The following is a 22,715-nucleotide window of genomic DNA, read 5'->3' on the forward strand; positions in this document are numbered from 1 at the left end:
TATTCCAGCATCTTTGCGGCAAAATTCAACTTTTGCGCTGCCCCCGCCGTTTCTCCCCGAAACAAGCCTAGCGTAGTCCCACCCCCCTATGGTTAAAAATCTAGTCATCGTCGAGTCCCCGGCCAAAGCCAAAACTATTGAAGGCTACTTGGGCAAGGACTTCGTGGTGAAGTCGAGCTTCGGCCACGTGCGCGACTTACCCAAAGACAATAACGCCATTGACATTGCCAATGGGTTTAAGCCTACTTATGTCGTATCAGCCGATAAGCGGGAGGTTATCAGCCAGTTAAAGAAACTAGCTAAGGAAGCTGAAACCGTGTGGCTAGCGAGTGACGATGACCGGGAGGGCGAGGCCATTTCCTGGCACTTGGCTGAAACATTGAACCTGAACGACGAGAAAACCCGGCGTATTGTGTTCCGCGAAATTACTAAGAATGCCATCCTCAACGCCATTGCTACCCCCCGCGAAATTGACCTGAATCTGGTGAATGCCCAGCAGGCGCGCCGCGTGCTGGACCGCCTTGTGGGCTTTGAGTTGAGCCCGGTACTCTGGAAAAAAGTAAAAACTGGGCTTTCCGCCGGTCGAGTTCAGTCGGTGGCCGTGCGCCTGGTGGTGGAGCGCGAGCGGGAAATCAGCCAGTTCAAAACGTCTTCCGCCTACCGCGTGGTGGCGCGCTTCGACGCGGGCCGTGGTGCTGTGCTGGAGGCCGAGCTACCCACCCGCTTTAAAACCCGCGAAGAAGCCGAAGCTTTTCTGAGCCGGTGCGTAGGCGCAGCTTACCGCATCGAGAACCTGGAAAAAAAGCCCGGCAAGCGCAGCCCCGCCCCGCCCTTCACTACGTCTACCCTGCAGCAGGAAGCCTCCCGCAAGCTGGGCTTCTCAGTGGCACAAACCATGAGCGTGGCCCAGAAGCTCTACGAAGGCGGCAAGATCAGCTATATGCGGACGGACTCGGTGAACCTCTCTCAGGACGCCCTGACAGCCGCCAAAGAGGCTATTACTGCTGCCTACGGGGCCGAATACGCCCAGACGCGGCAGTTCAAAACCAAGTCGGCTTCGGCTCAGGAGGCGCACGAAGCCATCCGCCCCACTGACTTTGCCCTCGTCAAGGCCGGCGACGACTCTCAGGAGCAACGCCTCTACGACCTGATCCGGAAGCGGGCCCTGGCCTCGCAGATGGCAGATGCGGTGATTGAGCGCACCGTGGCTACCATCGGCATTAGTACCCAACCCGGCACTACCCTTACGGCCACGGGGGAGGTCATTACCTTCGAGGGGTTTCTGAAAGCCTATACGGAAAGCAAAGACGATGACGAACAGGAAGGCGAATCGTCGTTTTCACGGGGGCTGCCGCCGCTGAGTGTAGGGCAGGAACTGCCCTTGCAGCAGCTACGGGCTACGGAGCGCTACGCCGCGCCGGCCGCCCGCTACACCGAAGCCTCGCTGGTGAAAAAGCTGGAGGAAATGGGCATCGGCCGTCCGTCGACCTATGCGCCTACCATCAGCACTATTCAGAAGCGCGGCTACGTGGAGAAAGACTCCCGGGAGGGTAAGGAGCGTAAGTTTCACGTGCTCAGCCTAGACGGCGACGCGGTAAAAACCGAAGTTAAAACCGAAACTTACGGAGCCGACAAAGCCAAGCTTTTCCCCACTGATACCGCCATGGTTGTCAATGACTTTTTGGTGGAGCACTTTCCCGTTATTGTGGACTACCAGTTCACGGCCAAGGTAGAGGATGAGTTTGACCGCATTGCCGACGGACAGGAGCAGTGGACCGACATGCTGGCCGGCTTCTACAGTACCTTCCACGAAACCGTGGAGCGGGGTCAGGACATTGAGCGCAGCACCCTGGGTAGCACCCGCGAAATCGGGACGCATCCGGAGACCAACCAGAAAATCACGGCTCGCCTAGGACGTTTCGGGCCCTACGTGCAGATTGAGCCCAAGGAAGGCTCCGAGGAAAAGGCTGTATACGCCAGCCTGCGCAAAGGTCAGTTTATTGAGAGCATCACCCTAGAGGAAGCCCTCGACCTGTTCAAGCTGCCCCGTATTGTGGGACAGTTTGAAGACAAAGATATGACGGCTGCTCTGGGCCGCTTCGGTCCCTACATCCGTCACGACAGCAAGTTCTACTCCCTGACTAAGGAGCAGGACCCACACACCATCACGGCTCAGGAAGCCATTGACCTGATTGAGGCCAAGCGCAAGGCCGATGCCGAGCGCCTGATTAAGGAGTTTCCCGAGAACCCCAATGTACAGGTACTTAATGGCCGCTTTGGGCCCTACATCGTGGTAGGCAAAAAGAACGTGAAGATTCCGAAAGGCGAAGAGCCAGCGGGCCTGACCCTGGAGCGCTGCCTGGAGCTGGCCGAAGCTACCCCCGACAAACCGGCTAAGGGTGGACGCTTCGCTAAGAAAGCAGCCCCCGACGCCACGGAAAAAGCCGATACGCCCGCCAAGAAAGCAGCGGCCAAGAAACCTGCCGCTGCGAAAAAACCAGCTGCCAAAAAAGCAGCTGGTACTGCTGCCAAGAAAGCGACCAACAAGACGAAGTAGCAGCTATTCCCTCCCCTAAAAAGGCTCAGCTTGATCGGCTGAGCCTTTTTTATTTCTCCTCACCTGAAATACTACAACTACGGCTGCCGTTATATTAGTCTATTACGATATTTTAACAGCTTATGAAAGCCATTGCGGTGCTGGTTTCAGCAGTTTTGGAAACTGCTGCCGTATTTGCCCGTTTGCCCCCGGCCTCTTCTTGTTTGGCGAGTCCCCGCCCCCCGGGTAGATGCAGTACGTACACCTGGCTGCCAGCCGGGCGCTACCGGCTCAGCCAGACGCTGGCGGCACGCTTTCCGGTTCCAACGGGTTACCAGCGGCAGCCAGTAGCGGTGGGCTCGTTTGGGGCATGGCTGCGGGCCTTGCCGCTGCTGCCCGCCGGCACTCCAGTGCGCCTGCACAACGGGCAACTCAAACATCGGCAGGATGTGCACACCGCCGTGGTGGACTTGGACGTAGGAGCGCGGGATTTGCAGCAGTGTGCCGATGCTGTTATTCGCCTGCGGGCCGAGTACCTGTTCAGCCAGCAGCCTAACCTGGTGCACTTTCACCTCACTAGCGGCCACGACATCAGGTTTCAGGACTGGTATGCGGGCCGCGGCTTTCAGGTGGTGGGCAATGAGGTGCTGGCGGCCACCAAGCCAGTTGAGCAACCTACCCACGCCGTTTTTCGCCGCTACCTCGACCAGATTTTCAGTTATGCCGGTACCCTTTCCCTCAGCCGCGAGTTGCGGCCTACCCCGCTGGCCGAGGTGCAGCCCGGCGACGTGCTCATCCGGGGCGGCTCGCCAGGGCACGCCGTGTTGGTGCTCGACGTGGCTACTCAGCCTGCTACGGGCCGGCGCATGGCCCTGCTGGCCCAGAGCTACATGCCCGCTCAGCAGGTTCATGTGCTAAAAGCAGCCCCCCGGCCAGGAGCAGGTGCCTGGTTTTTACTCGACCCCGCCCAGGAATACATCTACACGCCAGAGTGGACGTTTCACCGCACCGAATTAGGCCGGTTTACGGAGAGGTAGTGGCGGGAACGGGGGCTACCCCAACCATCCGGCGTCAGGCCTCGTCTTCTGGCATAAACTTGCTACCATGAAAAAGAAACTTGTTGCCCTGACTGGAGCTGGTATTTCAGCGGAAAGCGGCCTGGCTACTTTTCGCGGCACCGATGGGCTGTGGGAGGGACACCGCATTGAAGATGTAGCTACCCCCGAGGGCTGGGCCAAGAATCCGGAACTGGTGCTGGAGTTCTACAACCAGCGCCGAGCTGCCGCCCGGGCCGCCCAGCCCAATGCCGGACACCAGACCTTAGCTGCTCTGGAAGATGATTTTGAAGTTGTCATCGTCACACAGAACGTCGACGACTTGCACGAGCGGGCCGGTTCCTCGCGGGTTATTCATTTGCACGGCAAGCTGTTTGAGTCACGCAGCTCGTATTTCGACCAGCTGATTTACCCCATGGAGGAGGACCGCATTGCCCTGGGCGACCTATGCGAGAAGGGCCACCAGTTGCGGCCGAACATAGTATGGTTTGGCGAGGCTGTGCCACTAATGGAGCGCGCCGTGGAAGAAGCTGCCACCGCCGACGTGTTCCTTGTCGTGGGCACGTCTTTGCAGGTGTACCCGGCCGCCAATCTTATAAACTACGTGCCGCGTACCACGCCCATCTACATCATTGACCCCAGCCGCCCGCCCGTTACTTCCCGGCCTAACCTGCATTTCATCACTGAGCCTGCCACCACCGGCCTGCCCCGGGTAGCAGCCAAGTTGCAGGAGGGGTAGCGTGCTCTCATTCTCGTGCATTAGCCCCAAGCCGCTGTCATCGGGAGCCTTCTGCCTATCGAGCAAAACGCAGAAGCGGGCTTGGTCAGCTAAGGGGTAGCCTAGTTTCTCTGCTTATACTAATACCTAGTAACGCAACAGGCTTTTGGCACCGATTGAGGAGCATTGCCTACCCTGGGTTAGCTCCTGGTGCCCGGGTGGCACTAGCGGCACTAGTGGCTACTGGCTGTATTTTTCTACCCAGTGCTGATGTAGTGGCTTTGGCTGCCTGTGGGGGCACCGGGGGCTCGGGGCTTTGTTGCTACTGTTTCCGGCCACGGCCTTGCGCCATGACAACCCGGGCGAGCGGGCGGCGGCTCTTTACGGCCCGTTTGACCAGGATTGGTCTTTTCCGGGTTTGCCCTATTGCCGTGTCGCCGATTGGAATCCGAAACTTTACGGGTAGGGGGCCGCGTGCGCGCTACGCAGTGGGTGCTGCCGCCCCGCGGCATCGTGCTACTGGGTTGTACTCGGCTTACCTAGTAAACTTACTGCACTTAGGAGAGTTGAAATTAAAGCCGAGTTAAATCGGAAAACTCGTTTCTGCGTAGAAGCAGGTTCTACACTCCCCTATCTATGCCCTTACGCTACACTCGGGCGCTGCTGACCGGTCTGGGTCTGGCCGCCTCTTTTCCGGCTTTTGCGCAGTCGATGCCCCCGGCTCATACGGTGTTTCTGCTCGGTAACACGGCCACTACCGAGCTGCCGTCCACTCACTTGCAAGCCCTGCGCCGCACGCTTGAACAGCAGTCCGGCACTTTCACCGTTGTACACCTCGGCGACATCGTCGGCAACGAGGGGCTAGGCAGCCAGAAGGATTCCTCCCAAGCCGGCCAGACGGCCCGTGCCGACGCCCTGATTGCCTTGGTACAAGGCCTGCCCAACGGCAAGCTCTACTTCGTGCCCGGCGACAAGGACTGGGCCAACTCCGGCCCCGATGGCCTGAAGCGGGTGCGCCGCCTGGAGAAATACATCGAAGAAAAGCTGCCCGGCCAAAACGCTTTCGTACCCACTGGCGGCTGCCCCGGCCCCGAAATCGTGGATGTGGCTCCGCTGGTGCGGCTGGTGGCCATCAACTCGCCCTGGTGGACTCACCCCTTCGACAAACCCGAAGCCCCCGATACGGACTGCAAAACCATGACCCGGGAGGAGTTTCGGGAGCAGTTGCAGGACGTGCTGGATGACACCAAAGGCCGTAACGTGCTGCTGGTGGGTCACCAGCCGGTGCTCAGCAACGGTGTGTACGGAGGCCGCATGCCCCTCAGCCGCCACTTGCTGCCACCGGTGGCCGGTACCGTGTACGCGGCGTACCGTCAGAACGTGGGCTCCCCACGCGACCAAGCCAATCCGGCTTACCAGCAGTTCCAGAAGGAAATGCTGAACACGCTCAAGGACCATCCCGGCGCCGTGTATGCTGCCGCCCACGATTTCAGCCTGCAGCTCACCCAAGCTGAGGGCAGCTACCATCTAGTATCGGGTTCCTTTGCCGCAAAGCAGCACGTAGGTGCCAACGCCCGGTCGCAGTTCAACGAGGCAGCCGAGGGCTTTTCCAAGCTGGAGTACTACGCCGATGGCACCGTCAAAACTACCTTTTACACCTTTAACGGAGGTAGCCCGGACGCAAAAGAAGCGTACGCAGCCACGCTGTTCCAGTCGGCCTGCCAGGAGCCACGGCTGGCCCAGATACCGGTGAACAGCTTTATCCCCGAGTGCCCTACCGTGCCCAAGGGGGTAGTAGCAGGGAAGCCCGACGCCCCCTTTCAGCCTGTCCAAACCCTGGCGGCGGGCAAGCAATACGCTGGCAGCCGATCCTCCCGTTTCTGGCTCGGCGACTTGTACCGCAGTTCCTGGACCCAGCCGGTGCAGGTGCAAACCCTGAACTTAGCTACCGAAAAAGGTGGCCTGCGCCCCTTCGGACGGGGCGGCGGGCGTCAGACCACGTCATTGAAGCTGATTGCCGCCGACTCTTCGGAGTACGTGTTCCGCTCCGTGGACAAGGACGTGACGCGCATTCTGCCTCCTGAGCTGCGCAGCTCCTTTGCCGCCGATGTGCTGCGCGACATTACGCCCACGGCCCACCCCTACTCGGCGCTGGTGACTGGCTCCCTGCTCGATAAAACCGACATCCTGCACGCCCGGCCGCGGCTTTTCGTGCTGCCCGACAACCAGCAGCTGGGCCCCTACCGCGAAGAGTATGCCGGCTTGTTTGGCACTCTGGAAGACCGCCCCGTGGACCCCAAGCCTAACCTGCCCGGCTTCGGCGGGGCCGATGACGTGCGCCGCTCCTTCAGCTTCTTCCGCCAGCTCTACAAAGACAACGACAACCGCATCGACGCCGTGAATCTGGGCCGCGCCCGGGCTTTTGATATGCTGGTCGCCGACTTCGGCAAGCACGAAGACAACTGGAAGTGGGCCGGCTACCAAGACGGTAAGAAGACCGTGTACAAGCCCATTCCGCGCGACCGGGACCAGTCGTTCACGCTCTGGAATGGCTTTCTGACCTACCTTGCGAACCGCGAGTGGGCCGTGCCCAGCATTGAGGATTTCCAGGCCGAATTTCATGATATGAAGAGCCTGAACTGGCCCGCCCGCCACCTCGACCGGTTTCTGCTGCAGAGCCTGAGCCGGGAGCAGTGGCAGGAAATCGGCCGCTATATGCAGGAGCGCATTACGCCCGCTGCCATTGACGAGGCTACCGGTACGCTGCCGCCCGAGCTGAAAGACCTGTCGGCCAACGACCTGAACCGTAAGCTCAAGGCCCGCATTCAGCAGCTTCCAAAGGCCCTGGATGATTACTATCTACTCTTGGCTAAGCGTGTGGATGTAGTAGGATCTAACAAGGCCGAAGTGTTCCGTGTGGAGCGCCAGCCTGACGGCAAGGTGCGGGTGCAGATGTTCGACAAAGCCAAGGAGGGCAATGAACCAAACGGAAACGCCCTCTTCGACCGCACTTTTTCGCCCCGGGAAACCGAGGAAATCAGCCTCTACGGCCTTGATGGCAAGGATGTCTTCACGGTGACGGGTAGGGCCAGCAGGAGCGTGTTGGTGCGCATTATCGGCGGCGACGGCAAAGACCAGATTGCGGACGACTCGCGGGTAGGCGGGCTGCGCACCCTTACGAAGGTCTACGACGTGCCCGATACCGACCTGAAGCTAGGCCCGGAAAGCGACAACCGCACTTCTACCCGCCCCGACGTGAACCGCTACGACCGGGAGGAGTTCGAGTACAACACCTACAAGCCCCGCGCTACCGTTATTGTGAATGCCAACGACGGGATTGGAGTAGGCGCGGGCGTGGATTTTGTGCGGCAGGGCTTCCGTAAGCCGGGCTTCAAGAATCTGTACTCGTTTGACATTCGGGGCTCCAGCGGCGGCAACTTCCAGGTTTCTCTGGCTACCCGCCACCGCTACGCCTTCGGGAAGTGGGATATTGGGGCCCGCACCGAGTACGGCAACTTCTTCCCGTTCTACAACTTCTTCGGCCTGGGCAACGACACCCGCAAAGACCAGGACCTCTACGATGATAAATACTACAAAGCCCGCTACAAAGGCTTCACGCTGAACGCCTTTACGGAGCGGGTATTCTGGCAGCGCAGCGTTTTCCGCCTCGGGCCCACCTACGAGCAGTACACTTCCAACTACGCCGCCGGCAGCTACCTGGGCCAGCTGGAATCCCGGCCAACCACTGTACCCGACGACCGGATTCCGAACACGGACTTCCAGCGCCTGATTGGCGTAAATGCCCTCTTGGACGTGGATTTGCGCGACCGGCAGATGTTTGCCCGGCGCGGGGTGCGCCTGCGGGTGCAGCACGACACCTACCACCAGCTCAACGGCAACAAGGGCAATTTTGGCCTCACTCAGGGCTTTGCCGAGTACTACGGCACGGCCCGCCTGGGCATTCCGGTGACGCTGGTAGTAAAGGGCGGCGGGGGCCGGAACTACGGCAACGACGACGACATTCCGTTTTACAAGTTCACCAGCCTGGGCCTGCGCGAAAACCTGCGCGGCTACTACCGCAACCGCTTCACCGGCGACGCCAGCCTGTACCTGAACACCGAGCTACGCCTTGCTCTGGGCAGCGTGCAAACCTCCTTCCTGCCCTTTTCCTACGGTATCTTTGGCTTTTACGACAAGGGCCGGGTATACTACAAAGGCTCCTCCCCCGAAGGCTGGCACGACGGCTACGGGGCCGGTTTCTACATTGCCCCCGTTTCCGACCAGCTTGCTTTATCAGTGTCCTACCAGAAGTCGCCGGAAAATGGCCTGATTCAGTTTGGGCTCGGATTCCGGATTGACAACTAATTCTGCCACTGCTTTCTACCTTGCGCCCCGCCAGCCTCTGGCGGGGCGCTTTTGCGTAGCCCGGAGACAGAAAATGCGTCAGGCCTGCCCCGAAGCCCTATATTTGCCCTACTTCTCTTCCTTTCCCTTTTGCTGCATGGAATATCCTCTTCTGAAGCTGGCCGCCATCGACATTGGATCCAACGCCGTACGGTGCCAGATTTCGGCGGTGCTCCACTACGGCGACCGGTACCGGCTCAAGCGCGTGGAGTACGTGCGCTACCCCCTGCGCCTCGGCGAAGATGTGTTTGCCACCGGTCGGATTTCGCAGAAAAAGCAGGACAAGTTCATTAAGTTTCTGCACGCCTTGCGGTTGCTGATGGAGGTCCACGACGTGGCCCCCAATCACTACTTGGTGTGCGCTACCTCGGCCATGCGCACGGCCCAAAATGGCCCCGAGGTGGCGGCCCGTATTCAGCAGGAGCTGGGTATAACGGTGCAGATTATTGACGGGCAGGCTGAAGCCGCCTACATCAACCGGGTAATCGAGAACCTGCTGGAAGACAAAAAGCACTACCTGCACATCGACGTGGGCGGAGGCAGCACCGAGTTCAACATCTACTACAACCGTCGCAAAGTAGCCTCGCAGTCGTTTGAGGTAGGTAGTATCCGGCGCATGCAGCAGGAAGAGGCCGGCCTGAGCACGGAAGCCATGCGCGAAACCTGGCAGCGCATGGAGGAATGGGTAACTGAAAATGCCCGCCGCTACCACGTGTCGCGGGCCATTGGTACGGGCGGCAACATCAACAAGCTCTACAGCCTGGCTCAGCCCCAGCTCGACAAGCCCGTCACGCGCAAGCGCATTGCCACCGTTCTGGACCACCTCACCGGCATGAGCATGGACGAGCGGGTGAACGTGGCCCTGCTCAACCCCGACCGCGCCGACGTGATTGTGCCGGCCGGGCACATCTACCTTTCCGCCATGGAGTGGGCCGATGTGCACCAGATGATTGTGCCCGATATTGGCCTCAAGGATGGCATGTTGCAGGCTCTGTTTGAGGACCACTTCGACGATATCCGCGCCGACGGCGACCTGAAGCCCGGCTGCCCCAAGCCTGCCGTTCAAAGCCGACCCACCGAGGTAGAATAAGCAGGCTCAGCGCTGGTAGTTACTACAGCTCCTACCCTAACAGCCATAACCACAACGCCCCTGGTGTCGGAGCTGACACCAGGGGCGTTGTGGTTATGGCTGTTAGGAGGCCCTATTCCAGCGCGGCTTCCTCGTCGGCCTCGGGGTCCAGGCCAACGTCGGCGGTTACCACTTCGCCCGGGGCGCTAGCGTCTTCCTCCCCCGACTCGGCCGGCTGGTTGTTGTCTTCGGCCGAAGAGCTGCGGATGGTAGCGCAGGAAAGCCACTCGTCGAAAAGGGCCGTTTCCGCCACTAGTCCAAAGCTCTTGTTGTAGAACTCCCGGTGCACGTTCGACACGGGCTCATCGTCGGCGGGCTGCCGCCGGATGTAGGCACCGTCCTCGCGCATCACGTAGGTATTCTGGTTGTCCTTCAGGTTGAAATACAGAATATTGATGGCCTCGCGCTTGAGCTGCGGGTTCACAATGAGGAAGAGGGCTTCAATACGGCGGTCGAAGGAGCGCACCATCAGGTCAGCGGAGCCTGCGTATACTTTCGGGTGCCCCGCCTGGTGGAAGTAGAACAGGCGGGAGTGCTCCAGGTAGTCGCCCACGATGCTGCGCACCTCAATGTTCTCACTCAGGCCTACCCTACCCGGCCGCAGGCAGCAGATACCTCGCACAATAAACCGAATGGGCACCCCGGCCTTGCTGGCTTTGTAGAATTCGTCGATCATCTCCTTATCTTCCAAGGAGTTCATCTTCATAACGATGCCGCTGGGTAGGCCCTTCTTGGCGTTGCGCACTTCCTCCCGAATCAGGGAAATCAACTGCTGGCGCATGTCCTTGGGGGCCGTAATCAGGTACTCGTAGTCGTCGGGCTGGGAATGACCGGTAATTACGTTGAAGAATTCCGACACGTCGTGGCCGTACACGTCGTTGGTAGTAAGCAGGCTCACGTCGGTGTAGATGCGCGAGGTTTGCTCGTTGTAGTTACCTGACCCGATGTGGACGTAGCGCGTTACCTTCTCGCCTTCCTTACGGATAATCATCATCATCTTGGTGTGCGTCTTGTACTTGCTCACCCCGTAGATGACGAAACAACCCGCCTTTTCCAGCTTGGCGCCCTCCCGGATGTTGCGCTCCTCGTCGAAGCGGGCCTTCACCTCGAACAGTACCGACACGTGCTTCCCGTTCTCGGCGGCCTTGAGCAGGGCGGCCGTTACCCGCGAGTCATCGGCAAGGCGGTAAATGGTTTGCTTAATACCCAGTACGTGCGGGTCTTCAGCGGCCTGCTCCAGCAGCCGCACCACCGGGTCGATGTTGTTGTAGGGGTGGTGCAGCAGTACGTCGTGGTGCTTGAGGTACTCGAAGAGGTTGTCCTCAGTGCCCTCCGGCAAGCTCAAGGGCGTGACGGCCGCCGGCTGCTTGAAGCCCTTGCCCCGGAAATTGGGGTGCTTCAGAATTTGGAGCAGCCCCTTCATATCAATAAGGGAGTTGATAACGAACACGTTGCCATTGTCGATGTTCCACCGCTCCCGGAGCACTTGCATGAGCAGGGCTGAGGCATTGGGCTCCACTTCCAGGCGGACTACCCGCCCTTTCTTACGGGTTTTCAGTCCCAGTTGAATTTCCTTGATGAAGTCCACGTCAATGTCGTCGGACTCTTCCAGGGTAAAGTCGCCGTTGCGGGTGATGCGGAACAAGTTGGCCGACACGATTTCGACGTTGCGGAACAGCTTGGGCAGGTTCGCCCGCACGATTTCCTCAATGGGCACAAACATCACCTTGTCCTTGCGCGACAGCTCGAAGAAGCGCGAAAGGTTCTGCGGAATCTGCACGAAGGTGAGGCGCTCCTGCCCTTTGTCGGGCTCGGCATCCAGCACGCTCCCCGCCCGCGTGACTACCCCGAAGATGAGCATCTGGTTCATCATCAGCGGGAAGCCGTGGTAGGAGTCGTATACCATGGGCGTGAGCAGCGGGAAGATGGTGTTCTTGAAGTAGCCATCGGCTTTCTTCACTTCCAACTCCGTGAGTTCCTCCATCCGAAGCACGTTGAAGCCGTTTCTCTCGAAGAGGGGCTTCAGCTCGTTGAGGTAGGTCAGCGACTGGTCGTTGATGAATCGATGGGCAAAGTCCAGAAGCTTGCGCCGGAACGGCAGCTCGCGCAGGCCCGAGTAGTCGACCCGCTCCTTGCCGTAATCGATATAGTTATAGAGCGAGCCCACCCGAATCATGAAGAACTCATCGAGGTTGCTACTGGTAATAGCCATAAACCGCAACCTATCGAACAGGGAGCGGCTGGCATCGCGCGCCTGGTCCAGCACCCGGTAGTTAAAGCGCAGCCAGCTCAGGTCGCGGCTGATGTACTTGCTTTTGCGGATGAGGTCGGCGGATTTGAACAGTTTCATGCTAGGAAAAGAAAGGCCGGACAAAATACGAGCAAACGCCCGTAGAAGTATAGCTAGCCCGGAATAATAGCGGTGGCTTCTATTTCTACCAGTAACTTCGGATCAATAAGCGCACGCACGGCTAGCAAGGTAGAAGCGGGCCTGATGTCCCCGAAAACTTCTCCGTGCGCCTTCCCCACAGCTTCCCAGTCCGCTATATCGACTAAAAAGATGCGGGTTCGGACTACATGCTCCAGCGAAGCCCCAGCCGCATGCAGCGCCTCCCCTATTTTCTCCAACGCCCGCTTTGCCTGGGTGTACGCATCGTTGCCGGTAACGGTGTCGCCGTCTTGGGCTGTGGTGCCAGCTACTTCCACCAGATTGTGTATCCGCACGGCGCGGGAGTAACCGATAACAGGCTCCCAGGGAGCTCCGGAAGAGATAAGCTGACGCATGAAAGAAGGGTAAGAAACAACGGGCCAGGAATAGAGAAGACTACGTTTCAAGCACGAGCAAAGTATCGACGTAGATACTACTACTTGCTAAGCAGACACTTTGCTCGCTACATCACAACGAAAAAAGGCCCGCTTTGCAGCGGGCCTTTCCGAAGGTAGTTACACGTCGAGTTTAGCGTATTTGGCGTTTTTCTCGATGAAGTCGCGGCGGGGAGCTACCTCGTCGCCCATGAGCATAGAGAACAGATGGTCGGCTTCCGCAGCCGATTCAACAGTCACCTGCTTGAGAGAACGGGTAACGGGCTGCATAGTGGTTTCCCAGAGCTGCTCGGCGTTCATCTCGCCCAGTCCCTTGTAGCGCTGCACGTTTACCGTTTCGGGCTTGCCTCGGCCAAGCTCTTCCTGGGCGGCTGCGCGCTCCTCCTCGGTCCAGCAGTAGCGCTCCTCTTTGCCCCGCTTCACGAGGTAGAGGGGGGGTAGGGCAATGTAGATGTAGCCGCGGTCCACCAACTCACGCATGTAGCGGAAGAAGAAGGTCAGAATCAGCGTCCGGATGTGCGAGCCGTCGATGTCAGCATCGGTCATGATGATGACTTTGTGGTAACGCAGCTTGGCTGTGTTGAGGGCTTTGGCGTCGGCTTCAATGCCCTTTTCGGGGTCAGCGGGTACCCCGAAGGTCACGCCGAGAGCCGTAATCATGTTCCGGATTTCCTCGTTTTCCAGAATGCGGTGCTCCTGGGCCTTCTCCACGTTCAGGATTTTACCCCGCAGGGGCAGAATAGCCTGAAATGCCCGGTTGCGACCCTGCTTGGCCGTGCCACCGGCCGAGTCACCTTCCACCAGGTAGATTTCGCAGATTTGCGGGTCTGACTCGGAGCAGTCGGCCAGCTTGCCGGGCAGGGAGTTGGAGCCCAGCACGGTTTTGCGCTGCACCATTTCGCGGGCCTTCCGGGCAGCAATGCGGGCCTTGGCGGCCAGGATTACTTTTTCTACGATGATACCCGCTTCCTTGGGATTTTCCTCCAGGTACTGGGCCAGAATTTCGCCTACCACCGTGTTCACCGCGCCGCTCACCTCGCTGTTGCCCAGCTTGGTTTTGGTCTGACCTTCGAACTGGGGTTCAGCAACTTTCACTGAAATAACAGCCGTGAGTCCTTCGCGGAAGTCTTCGCCCGAAATTTCTACCTTGGCTTTCTCCAGCTTGCCCGATTTGTCGGCGTAGGCTTTGAGCGTGCGGGTGAGGGCCGCGCGGAAGCCGGCCACGTGGGTGCCGCCCTCGTGCGTGTTGATGTTGTTAACGTAGGAGAAGATATTCTCCTGGTAGGAGTCGTTGTACTGCAGGGCCACTTCCACGGGGGTGTTGCCCTTTTCGCTCACCACGTGAATGGGGGTCGGCATCAGGGCATGGCGCTCCGAGCCGTCGAGGTACTGCACGAATTCGGCCAGGCCACCTTCCGAATAGAAGGTTTCGTTCAGGAATTCAGCCCCATCCTCGCCCTTCTCGCGGCGGTCCGTGAGAATGATGCTAATGCCCTTGTTAAGGTAGGCCAGCTCGCGCAGACGGGAGGCAATGGTAGCGTACTTGTACACCGACTCGGTAAAGATGGTATCGTCGGGCAGGAACTCTACCTGGGTGCCGTGCTCGTCAGTTTCGCCGATTTCGCGCACGGGGTACTGGGGGGCCCCAATTTTGTATTCCTGTTCGTAGACTTTGCCATTGCGGCGCACGGTTACTTTCAGGTCCTGGCTCAGCGCGTTCACGCAGCTCACCCCTACCCCATGCAGGCCGCCTGATACTTTGTAGGTATCCTTATCGAACTTGCCGCCGGCGTGCAGCACCGTCATGACTACCTCCAGAGCCGAGCGGCCTTCTTTCTGGTGAAAGTCAACAGGAATACCACGACCGTTGTCGCGGACAGTAATGGAGTTATTCTCGTTAATGGTAACGTGAATGGTATCACAGTAGCCAGCCAGGGCTTCGTCAATGGAGTTATCGACTACTTCCCACACCAAATGGTGGAGGCCTTTGATACCGATGTCACCGATATACATCGCCGGACGTTTGCGCACGGCTTCCAGCCCTTCGAGTACCTGAATGCTGTTGGCGGAGTACTCAGCGGGGGCTTTTTTCTCTTTGGTTTCGCTCATGTTGCGGTTGGTTCAGCGCTTAGTGCGTAAGTAGGCAAAGATACCGAAAAAAATCGGTTTTTGCCAGCAAAAAGGCCGATTTACCCGGGTTCGGAAGCCTGCCCTCGATTTGCACCTACGGGTCGGAAACAGCGCCTCGGCCCTGCTGCCTCCGCGCTACTGGCTGGCACCTTCGGTCCCTTTTCAGGCCGCACACATGCCGGCCTCTGTTCACAACCATTTGCCTGGGAGCCGCTTCTTACAGTCCAGTAGCACCCTGCTTCTGTGGTCCACACGAGCAAGGCCATAATCTACGCAACAGCCCGTCCGCACGCAGACGGGCTGTTGTGGGTCATACTACATCAGTTGCAGGGCGGTGGTTACGCCCTTGCCAAGGCTCAGACGGCAGAGAACAGCTCCGCGGTTTACTGCCGGAGTAGTGCTGCGCAGGATCATTAACGTCGAAGGCTGCATGTTATATGTGGCCGCAGAGCCAGTGCCATAACCAGTCACATACATCTTATTTCCGGCAGACACGACAGCACGGGCACGTTGGAGTGTAGTGTTTGCGCCACTACGCAGCACAGGTGCTGTGGGCGTGCGCGTATCGTAAATGCTGACTGTGTTATTGCCGAAATTAGCCACGTAAGCAGTGATAAGGCCAGCTGCTACCCCAAGTGGTCCGGCAGGAATGTCAACCGTAGCAGCTAAGGAAAGCTGTTGAGCGGAACAGGTTGCGGCCCACAGAGAAGTGGCACAGAGAAAGGAACCCGTATAGAATAGTCGTGTAGGTAAGGAATAATATAGAAGTCAGCTATAGAGGGAAGCGAAGTAGATAAGAAAATAGTCAAAAATGGTTAGCTACTACCTCACCCGGCCCAGAAGGCAGAATACTGATCTAGCAACTGCCTTGCTGTAGAAGGCACTATCGTATGGTATGCATACCCGCCAACAAGAAAGCCACCCAGCGAATACGCTAAGTGGCTGATTGCTAACGTGGCCCCGATTGGATTCGAACCAATGACCGGCTGCTTAGAAGGCAGCTGCTCTATCCAGCTGAGCTACGGGGTCAAAAACAAATAGCCGCCCGCCCCAAAGGCGGGCTGACGGCTATTCATGTCGGGGTGGCAGGATTCGAACCTGCGGCCTCCTGCTCCCAAAGCAGGCGCGATACCGGGCTACGCTACACCCCGAAAAAAATGGGTTAAAAACTGTGGCTCATGAGCTATCTGATTTAACTCATCACTCACAATTTTTAACCCTCAACTATCTTGTGCGGAGAGGGGGGGATTCGAACCCCCGGTAGCCTTTAGAGCTACGGCAGTTTAGCAAACTACTGGTTTAAGCCACTCACCCACCTCTCCAGGTGGCAATCCTTTCCGGCTGAAAGGTGTGCAAATATACAAGCAGAATGGAGAAACAAACCTTTTTCAAAAAAAATATCTTCCATCTTGCCGCCACATTGCAGGCCACAGGCTGTATTTTCTGATGCTTTACTACCCGCTTTGAAGGCTTGAGCCATGGCTTTTATTTTGAACGCTAAGCTGTTACCATCGTGCTGAACTGGGCGTATCCGCTAGGCTGGCCTGAGGGGCTAATAGCCCTACTTTTTTTTCTGTTGTACCTCGGCTACATGCTTCGCACACGCCGCTTAGCAGCGCCGTTGGGGCAGCGCGGATGGCGCCTGGGTTGGAAACTGCTGCTGCGGACTGCCTACGTGGGGCTGCTGGGGGCGGCGCTGCTGGGGCCGGCTTATGGCGTAACCCAGCGCCCCGTCCGGACGGCGGGAAAGGATGTATGGCTGCTCGTGGACCTTTCCCGCTCCATGGACGCCCCTGATGTGGCGCCTTCCCGCCTGCAGAAAGTAAAGGGGGAGCTGAGCACTTTAACCAGCCGTTTTCAAGCTGATCGGCTGGGGTTGATTGTATTCGCAGGGGAAGCGTACGTGCAGTGCCCTCTAACCTACGATCAGGCGGCCCTGCAGCTGTTCCTGCATACTCTGCAGACTTCCCTGGTTCCGGCAGGCAGTACTGACTTAGCGCCCCCGCTGGAGTTGGTGCTTCAACGCCTAAACAACAGCACCGCAGCTACTACCCCCGATGCTCAGCCCCGCGCTACGGCCATTGTGCTTGTTACTGATGGCGAGGATTTCGGCGAGAACTTAGAGCCTACGGTTCGGGTACTGGCCCGATCAGGCACGCGCGTATTTTCCATGGGAGTAGGCACTACGGAAGGCAGTAAAATTCCACAGTCAGGGGGAAGGGGCTACGTGCGCGATGCCCGCGGCCGGGAAGCAATTTCCCGCCTTTCTTCCGTGCCGCTGCGCCGCTTAGCCGAACAAACCGGAGGGCAGTACTTTGAACTTACTGATCAGCGCAACGAGTTTCCCCTGCTACTAAACGCGCTCAACCGTCTGGAAGGGCAAGCTGAACAGGTACGCACTGTTTCTGTAGCCGATAACCGCTACCGCTACCCCCTGGCCCTGGCCCTATTGCTGATGCTGCTGGATGTGCTCCTTACTGTAAAAGTGATTCGGCCGTGAAAAATACACTACTTGGCGGTGTGCTTTTGCTCAGCACTTGGGGTGGCCTAACGCGAATTCATGACCGCAACGAAGCGTTGCGGACCGGAGCCGAGGCCTACCGCCACCAGAACTACGCCGCCGCCGCCGCGGCTTATAAAGCAGCGACACTTAGCTTGGGGGCTACCGATGATAGGGTGTGGCTTAACCTAGCCCATGCTACCGCCCGCACAGGGCAGCAGGCCGAAGCCCGTGGCTATTACAGCCGGCTGGTTACGAGCAAAACGCCGACCATCCGAAGCGTGGCCTTGCAACAGCTAGCGGCATTAGCCGCCACCAAAGGCGACTATGTGCAGGCAGTGGGGCTGCTACGCCAAGCCCTGGTGGCCAATCCTGCCAATGCCGATGCCCGTTACAACTACGAGGTACTACGCAACTTTCTGCACCGCCGCGCGGCCGCTCCTCCCCCGCCCCCACCCGGCACCGACGGAGACCCTGGAGAAAACAGGGCCGATCCTACCTCGTCTTCGCGCGCAGGTACCGACCCCGCCGAACCAGCAGACTCCCGTGCTACCCCCCAAGCCCGCCCCGATGCGGCCGGACAACCGAACCCTAACCAGCCATCTTCTGCACCAGGCACTTCCACCAATAATAGCCTGCGCCCCGGGGCCGGTGAGCAGCGCAACATAGCGAAGGGCAACCAACCTGGCTCGGTGCGAGGACTCAGCGACACGGAAACCGGTACAGAGGTACCCAGTGGAAGTAGCCGCCGCGGCGGAACGGAAGCTGCCCCCAATGCGGAGGCTAATATTCAGACCCAGCGCGCCCGCTTACAGCAAATGAATATTAGCTCGGGTCAAGCGCGGCAGTTATTGGAGGCGTTACACGCGGCAGAGCAGCAGTATTTACAGCAGCTGCCCCGCAAGGCCACCCACCCCCCTCAGAAGGGAAAACCTGGCTGGTAGCACAGTATTCTTGTAAGCTGCTGCCAGCAGATCGGCCCTACCCAGGCTAACGGCCTTATTCCTACCTTTACCCCACTTAAGCAACCCATTCCACCCACCATTCTATGCAAATCAAAGAAGTAGTCATTGTCGCCGCGGTTCGTACCCCCATTGGCTCGTTCGGGGGCAGCCTTGCCTCCTTATCCGCCACCGAGCTGGGCGCTATTGCCCTGAAAGGCGCACTGGAAAAAGCCGGTATTGATGGCAAGGAAGTAGACCAGGTGATAATGGGCAACGTTATTTCCGCTAACCTGGGCCAAGCCCCGGCCCGCCAGGCCGCTAAGAAAGCCGGCCTGCCCGATACCGTAGAGTGCACTACCGTCAACAAGGTGTGCGCCTCGGGCACTAAGGCCATTATGTTCGGTGCCCAGGCCATTATGCTGGGGCAGTCGGAGGTGGTACTGGCCGGCGGCATGGAAAGCATGTCGAATGTGCCGTATTACCTCGACAAAGCTCGCTTCGGCGCTAAGTATGGTCATGGTCAGATGATTGATGGCTTGATGAAGGACGGTCTTTGGGACCCCTATCATGACTTTGCCATGGGCGTAGCTGCCGACCGTACTGCCACCCACTACGGCATCACCCGCGAAGAACAGGATGCTTTTGCCCAGCAGAGCTACGAGCGAAGCGCTGCGGCTGCCCAAGCCGGTAAGAAGAAGGACGAAATCGTGCCCGTGACTATTACGGTGCGGGGCAAGGAAACCGTTATCAGCGACGACGAGGAGTATACTAAGGCTGACTTCACCAAGTTTGCCAGCCTGAAGCCGGCATTCGGTAAGGAAGGCACCGTAACGGCTGCCAACGCCTCAACCCTCAACGACGGTGCCGCGGCGGTACTGCTCATGAGCCGCGAGAAGGCGGAAGAGCTGGGGGTGAAGCCCCTGGCTAAAATCCGGGGCTTCGCCGACGCGGAGCAGGCACCCGAGTGGTTTACAACCTCCCCAGCCCTGGCAATTCCCAAAGCGCTGAAACACGCCGGCCTGGAAGCCAAGGATGTAGACTTCTACGAGATTAATGAGGCCTTTTCAGTGGTTTCGCTGGCCAATAACAAGCTGCTGGAGCTGGAAGGCACTAAGGTAAACCCCTACGGTGGCGCCGTGTCGCTGGGTCACCCGCTGGGAGCTTCAGGAGCCCGTATCGTTACGACCCTCGTTAATGTGCTGCACAACGAAGGCGGCAAAATTGGGGTAGCCGGCATCTGCAACGGCGGCGGCGGCGCCAGCAGCCTGGTGATAGAAAAGCTGTAAAGCTGAATTTCTGCCGGATTCTTTCGGCTCCGGCAGATTTTGTGGACGATTCTGATGTTAAGGCCCTGTCGCATGCATTTTGCGGCAGGGCTTTTGTTTTGGGCTCTGGCGCAGGGTGGGTAGGGCAGGCAAAGTTGCCCGGAGGTGCATTTTGCCATCTGGCAGTAAGCCGTAGCCAGCTCCACCCGCCAGCGCAGCCCGAAAATACTTTCTGAATTACCGCGTTCTTGCGCCTATGAAACGACTTGCCTTTGCCTTACTGCTTCTGACTTCTACGGCTGCTCAGGCCCAGAAGCTGCGGCGCCTCACTACCTACTTCGACTCGACCAATACCCACAAGCGCGAAATTTTTTCGGCCTTAGTAGCTGCCGACACGGTGATGCAGGGCCCCTACAAGCGGTTTTACTACTCGGGCAAGCTGGAAGCCCAGACCCGCTACACGGACGGCAAGCGCGACTCGGCTTACGTAGAGTTTCACCCCAACGGAGGCCGCCGCCTCGAGGTAACCTACCAGCAGGGCGTGCGCCAAGGCCCCTTCAAGACATACTACGACAACGGCAAAGTAGCTCAGGAAGGCACGTATGAGGACGACCAGCCTTCCGGTACGCTCCGCTACTACCATCCCAGCGGCGAAGTGAAGCTGGAAACGACACTTAGCGCTGGTCAGCCAGCGGGAGCCATCCGGGAGTTGTACCCTTCGGGCAAGCCCCGGGTCGAAATCACCTACCTCAACGGGCAGGCTAATGGGCCAGTGAAAACCTACTACGAAAATGGCCAGCTGCAGAGTGAGGGCGTCTTCAGCAAAGGCCTGCTGGCCGGCCCCTACAAAACCTACTACGACAACGGCCAAGTAGAAACTGATGTGCAGGCTGACAAATCGGGCCGTGGCACGTACCGGAGCTACTACCGCTCGGGCAAGCTGCGTACCGAAGGCACCTACGCTCCGGCCACGCTGGTAGGCCGGGCCGTGAAAAACCCCTTAGCCGACGACCTCACCAAACAGGCCAAAAACCTGGCCGGTGGGACCAGCAACCTTGATGGCCCGGCCAAATCCTACTACGAAAGCGGAGCCGTGAAAAGCACCCAAACCTACCGCCAGGGCGTGCTGGTAGGCACTCAGCAGGACTATTACGAGTCGGGGAAGGTGCAGCAGAAGATTGAGTACGCCAACCAGGGCCGCGACCGGAAAATTACGGGGTACTACGAGGATGGCCTGCCCAAGGAAGAGCAGCAGTACAAAAATGGCGTACCCGTGGGCCTGTGGCGCACGTTCCATCCCGGCGGCAAACAGGTGCAGAAGCAGGAAACCTACGTGAACGGCAAGCTGGCTGGGGAGCAACTCACCTACTACCCCACTGGCACCGTGCAAAGCAAGCTGACCTTTGAAAATGGCAAAGCCGTTGGGATAGGCCAAGAGTACTACCCCTCAGGTAAGCTGAAGGCCGAAACCACCTATGTAAAGGGAATGAAAATGGGCGCTTTCCGCCAACTGCGCGAGGATGGCACCCCCGAAATTGCCGGCGCTTTCCGCAATGGCAAGCAAACCGGGGTGTGGAGCTATTTCGGGCCCGATGGTAAAACCGTGCAGGAAAAGAAAACCTTCCGCAACGGACAAGCAGCGGCCGAAGGAGCCACCCCCACTCCGGCTGGGAAAGGGGCCCCGGCCCGCAAACCAACTGCGCCCGCGAAACGCAACTAGCTGGCTTAGGCTACCCCAAAGCTAGCTGCCCTCCTGCCCTCCTCCGAAACGACCTCTACCTACGGCCCCTTTATGGGTACGTCGTTTCGCAGGAGGGCAGCTTTATTCACTCAGCATAGACGACATCGTTCTGTCTTTCTTAGAACGGCTTCTGGACTAATGCCCGGCCTCCTGGCTACTGAAATCGAATACTGAACGCGGTACGGCCGCTGGCCTGCGTTTCCAGGCTGAAAGCAAACCCGTGCTGCAACAGAATGTCGCGGATGAGCGTGAGGCCAATGCCTTGCCCGTCGCGCTTAGTGCTGAAGAAGGGTGTAAACAGGCAGCGCTGCACTTCCGGCGGAATACCAGGGCCGTCGTTTTCAATGATAATCTGAGCGGGCTCCTGGCTGGTGCGCACCCACAGGTTGCCATCCTCCCCAATAGCCTCCAGGGCGTTTTTGCAGATATTAAGCAAAGCCTGCTCCAGCTGCAGGGGGTCCAGAGGCACCACAAGCAGACCGGGCGTTAGTTCCCAATGCCACTGAATGCGCCGCCGCTCTACCTGCACGTGCAGCAGCCGCTCGGTGGTGCGCAGCAGTTCGTGCACGCTGGTGGGGTGGCGCTGAGGCGGGGGTAGGCGCACGAGGTTGGCAAAGTTGGCCATGAAGTTGGCCAGGTGCGTATTGCGGCCAATGGATACTTCGAGGGCCTCCGTGAAATCGGGCTGGTCTTCGGGGCGGAGCTGGGGGGCGTAGTAGTGAAAGCTTTGCAGAATGGAGTTGATGGCCCCGATGGAGTTGTTGATTTCGTGCGACATCATCCGGATCAGCTTGCCGTAAGCCTGCTTTTCCTGCTTAATTACCTCCTGGGTCAGCTCCTCCAGTACGATGAAACGGCGCGTAAACCCCCGGTCCACGAAGCGGGAAGAGTGCGCGCGGTAAGTCTGAATACCCGAAAGCTGCACTACCTGCGGCAGCTGGTCGGAAAGGCCCGCCAACGCTACCCCCCACTCGGCGGGTAAGCTGGCCGGCTGCTGGCCCAACAGCGCTATGGCTGGCAAGGCCAGCATCCGCTCGGCGGCCGGATTTACGCCCTCAATGCGCCCATCAAATGAGAGCAGTAGCACCCCGGCGGGCGAAGCCTGAATCAGGCTTTCGAGCAGAAAGCTTTTCTCGTGCTGGGTAACGCGCTCCTTGCGCAGTTCGTCAATCATGTGGTTGTACACGTCGATGAGCTGGTCCATCTCGCGCTGACCTACGGGCACAAACTTCATCGAGAAATCCTTGGCCCGAATGGCTTCCGTGCCCGCCGCAATCAGCTGAAATGGCCGCACGAAGCCGCGGTACAGCTGCACGGTAAGCCCAATGCTAAGCAGCAGCAGCACCTCCAGCCCAATAAATAAGGGCGCATTGGTGCGCATTACCTGTCCTGCCAGCACCATGAGCACCGCGTGAATGATGGTTACAAATAGCAGGAACTTGACGCGCAGGGTCATGCAGGAAAGGAGGA

At 58.7% G+C, this 22,715-nt stretch carries 14 protein-coding genes and 3 tRNA genes; 9 read left to right on the top strand and 8 right to left on the bottom strand.

The window, feature by feature from the left end:
- Nucleotides 1-88 precede the first annotated feature (88 nt).
- From topA to K3G63_RS06375, 5 genes are all read left to right on the top strand, one after another.
- A complete protein-coding gene (gene topA, locus K3G63_RS06355; protein ID WP_220613221.1) occupies nucleotides 89-2,557 on the top strand; it encodes a type I DNA topoisomerase in 2,469 nt (822 codons plus the stop codon).
- 122 nt (nucleotides 2,558-2,679) lie between these two features.
- Nucleotides 2,680-3,573 (top strand): DUF4846 domain-containing protein, encoded by an 894-nt coding sequence (locus tag K3G63_RS06360; protein ID WP_220613222.1) that lies wholly within the window; start codon nucleotides 2,680-2,682, stop codon nucleotides 3,571-3,573.
- A gap of 67 nt (nucleotides 3,574-3,640) precedes the next feature.
- Entirely contained in the window at nucleotides 3,641-4,330 is a 690-nt protein-coding gene (locus tag K3G63_RS06365; RefSeq protein WP_220613223.1) for an NAD-dependent deacylase, read from the top strand.
- A gap of 615 nt (nucleotides 4,331-4,945) precedes the next feature.
- Entirely contained in the window at nucleotides 4,946-8,674 is a 3,729-nt protein-coding gene (locus tag K3G63_RS06370; RefSeq protein ID WP_220613224.1) for an outer membrane protein assembly factor, read from the top strand.
- Between the two features lie 136 nt (nucleotides 8,675-8,810).
- Nucleotides 8,811-9,803 (top strand): phosphatase, encoded by a 993-nt coding sequence (locus K3G63_RS06375; RefSeq protein WP_259404283.1) that lies wholly within the window; start codon nucleotides 8,811-8,813, stop codon nucleotides 9,801-9,803.
- Nucleotides 9,804-9,915: 112 nt separating this feature from the next.
- On the opposite strand, the gene ppk1 is transcribed toward K3G63_RS06375, so the two are convergent.
- The 7 genes from ppk1 to K3G63_RS06410 all read right to left on the bottom strand — a co-directional run bounded on the left by ppk1 (nucleotide 9,916) and on the right by K3G63_RS06410 (nucleotide 16,275).
- A complete protein-coding gene (gene ppk1 / locus K3G63_RS06380; RefSeq protein WP_220613225.1) occupies nucleotides 9,916-12,192 on the bottom strand; it encodes a polyphosphate kinase 1 in 2,277 nt (758 codons plus the stop codon).
- Nucleotides 12,193-12,245: 53 nt separating this feature from the next.
- On the bottom strand, nucleotides 12,246-12,626 hold the full coding sequence (locus tag K3G63_RS06385; protein ID WP_220613226.1) for a RidA family protein: 381 nt from the start codon (nucleotides 12,624-12,626) through the stop codon (nucleotides 12,246-12,248).
- A gap of 159 nt (nucleotides 12,627-12,785) precedes the next feature.
- Nucleotides 12,786-14,774 carry a DNA topoisomerase (ATP-hydrolyzing) subunit B gene (gene gyrB / locus K3G63_RS06390; RefSeq protein WP_220613227.1) on the bottom strand — a complete coding sequence of 663 codons (1,989 nt, stop codon included), beginning with the start codon at nucleotides 14,772-14,774 and terminating at the stop codon, nucleotides 12,786-12,788.
- Nucleotides 14,775-15,750: 976 nt separating this feature from the next.
- A tRNA-Arg gene (locus K3G63_RS06395) sits at nucleotides 15,751-15,824 on the bottom strand.
- A gap of 48 nt (nucleotides 15,825-15,872) precedes the next feature.
- Nucleotides 15,873-15,946 (bottom strand) — tRNA-Pro (locus K3G63_RS06400).
- An 83-nt stretch (nucleotides 15,947-16,029) separates the two neighbouring features.
- Nucleotides 16,030-16,117, bottom strand: a tRNA-Ser gene (locus K3G63_RS06405).
- Nucleotides 16,087-16,275 carry a hypothetical protein gene (locus K3G63_RS06410; RefSeq protein WP_220613228.1) on the bottom strand — a complete coding sequence of 63 codons (189 nt, stop codon included), beginning with the start codon at nucleotides 16,273-16,275 and terminating at the stop codon, nucleotides 16,087-16,089. The genes K3G63_RS06405 and K3G63_RS06410 overlap by 31 nt, the downstream gene beginning before the upstream one ends.
- Before the next feature lie 111 nt (nucleotides 16,276-16,386).
- Here K3G63_RS06410 and K3G63_RS06415 point away from each other — a divergent pair, with 111 nt between their 5' ends.
- From K3G63_RS06415 to K3G63_RS06430, 4 genes are all read left to right on the top strand, one after another.
- Complete coding sequence (locus K3G63_RS06415; protein WP_220613229.1) at nucleotides 16,387-17,295, top strand: VWA domain-containing protein; 909 nt, start codon at nucleotides 16,387-16,389, stop codon at nucleotides 17,293-17,295.
- The gene (locus K3G63_RS06420; RefSeq protein ID WP_220613230.1) at nucleotides 17,292-18,239 is read left to right on the top strand and encodes a hypothetical protein; all 948 of its coding nucleotides are present in this window, start codon (nucleotides 17,292-17,294) and stop codon (nucleotides 18,237-18,239) included. The genes K3G63_RS06415 and K3G63_RS06420 overlap by 4 nt, the downstream gene beginning before the upstream one ends.
- Nucleotides 18,240-18,343: 104 nt before the next feature.
- Nucleotides 18,344-19,525 carry an acetyl-CoA C-acyltransferase gene (locus tag K3G63_RS06425; RefSeq protein ID WP_259404284.1) on the top strand — a complete coding sequence of 394 codons (1,182 nt, stop codon included), beginning with the start codon at nucleotides 18,344-18,346 and terminating at the stop codon, nucleotides 19,523-19,525.
- Between the two features lie 235 nt (nucleotides 19,526-19,760).
- On the top strand, nucleotides 19,761-21,224 hold the full coding sequence (locus K3G63_RS06430; RefSeq protein ID WP_220613231.1) for a toxin-antitoxin system YwqK family antitoxin: 1,464 nt from the start codon (nucleotides 19,761-19,763) through the stop codon (nucleotides 21,222-21,224).
- Between the two features lie 175 nt (nucleotides 21,225-21,399).
- Here K3G63_RS06430 and K3G63_RS06435 read toward each other — a convergent pair whose 3' ends face one another.
- A complete protein-coding gene (locus tag K3G63_RS06435; protein WP_220613232.1) occupies nucleotides 21,400-22,701 on the bottom strand; it encodes a PAS domain-containing sensor histidine kinase in 1,302 nt (433 codons plus the stop codon).
- Nucleotides 22,702-22,715: the final 14 nt, after the last annotated feature.

Origin of the sequence: Hymenobacter sp. HSC-4F20 (genome assembly GCF_019599275.1) — a bacterium.
Classification (GTDB): Bacteria; Bacteroidota; Bacteroidia; order Cytophagales; family Hymenobacteraceae; genus Hymenobacter.

Bases quoted from the DNA above. Each gene is read 5' to 3' on its own strand.
- K3G63_RS06365 (WP_220613223.1), top strand. From the start codon at position 3,641: ATGAAAAAGAAACTTGTTGCCCTGACTGGAGCTGGTATTTCAGCGGAA.
- K3G63_RS06430 (WP_220613231.1), top strand. From the start codon at position 19,761: ATGAAACGACTTGCCTTTGCCTTACTGCTTCTGACTTCTACGGCTGCT.
- gyrB (WP_220613227.1), bottom strand. From the start codon at position 14,774: ATGAGCGAAACCAAAGAGAAAAAAGCCCCCGCTGAGTACTCCGCCAAC.
- K3G63_RS06385 (WP_220613226.1), bottom strand. From the start codon at position 12,626: ATGCGTCAGCTTATCTCTTCCGGAGCTCCCTGGGAGCCTGTTATCGGT.
- K3G63_RS06425 (WP_259404284.1), top strand. From the start codon at position 18,344: ATGCAAATCAAAGAAGTAGTCATTGTCGCCGCGGTTCGTACCCCCATT.
- K3G63_RS06410 (WP_220613228.1), bottom strand. From the start codon at position 16,275: ATGGCTCAAGCCTTCAAAGCGGGTAGTAAAGCATCAGAAAATACAGCC.
- topA (WP_220613221.1), top strand. From the start codon at position 89: ATGGTTAAAAATCTAGTCATCGTCGAGTCCCCGGCCAAAGCCAAAACT.
- K3G63_RS06415 (WP_220613229.1), top strand. From the start codon at position 16,387: ATGCTTCGCACACGCCGCTTAGCAGCGCCGTTGGGGCAGCGCGGATGG.
- K3G63_RS06370 (WP_220613224.1), top strand. From the start codon at position 4,946: ATGCCCTTACGCTACACTCGGGCGCTGCTGACCGGTCTGGGTCTGGCC.
- K3G63_RS06435 (WP_220613232.1), bottom strand. From the start codon at position 22,701: ATGACCCTGCGCGTCAAGTTCCTGCTATTTGTAACCATCATTCACGCG.
- K3G63_RS06375 (WP_259404283.1), top strand. From the start codon at position 8,811: ATGGAATATCCTCTTCTGAAGCTGGCCGCCATCGACATTGGATCCAAC.
- ppk1 (WP_220613225.1), bottom strand. From the start codon at position 12,192: ATGAAACTGTTCAAATCCGCCGACCTCATCCGCAAAAGCAAGTACATC.
- K3G63_RS06360 (WP_220613222.1), top strand. From the start codon at position 2,680: ATGAAAGCCATTGCGGTGCTGGTTTCAGCAGTTTTGGAAACTGCTGCC.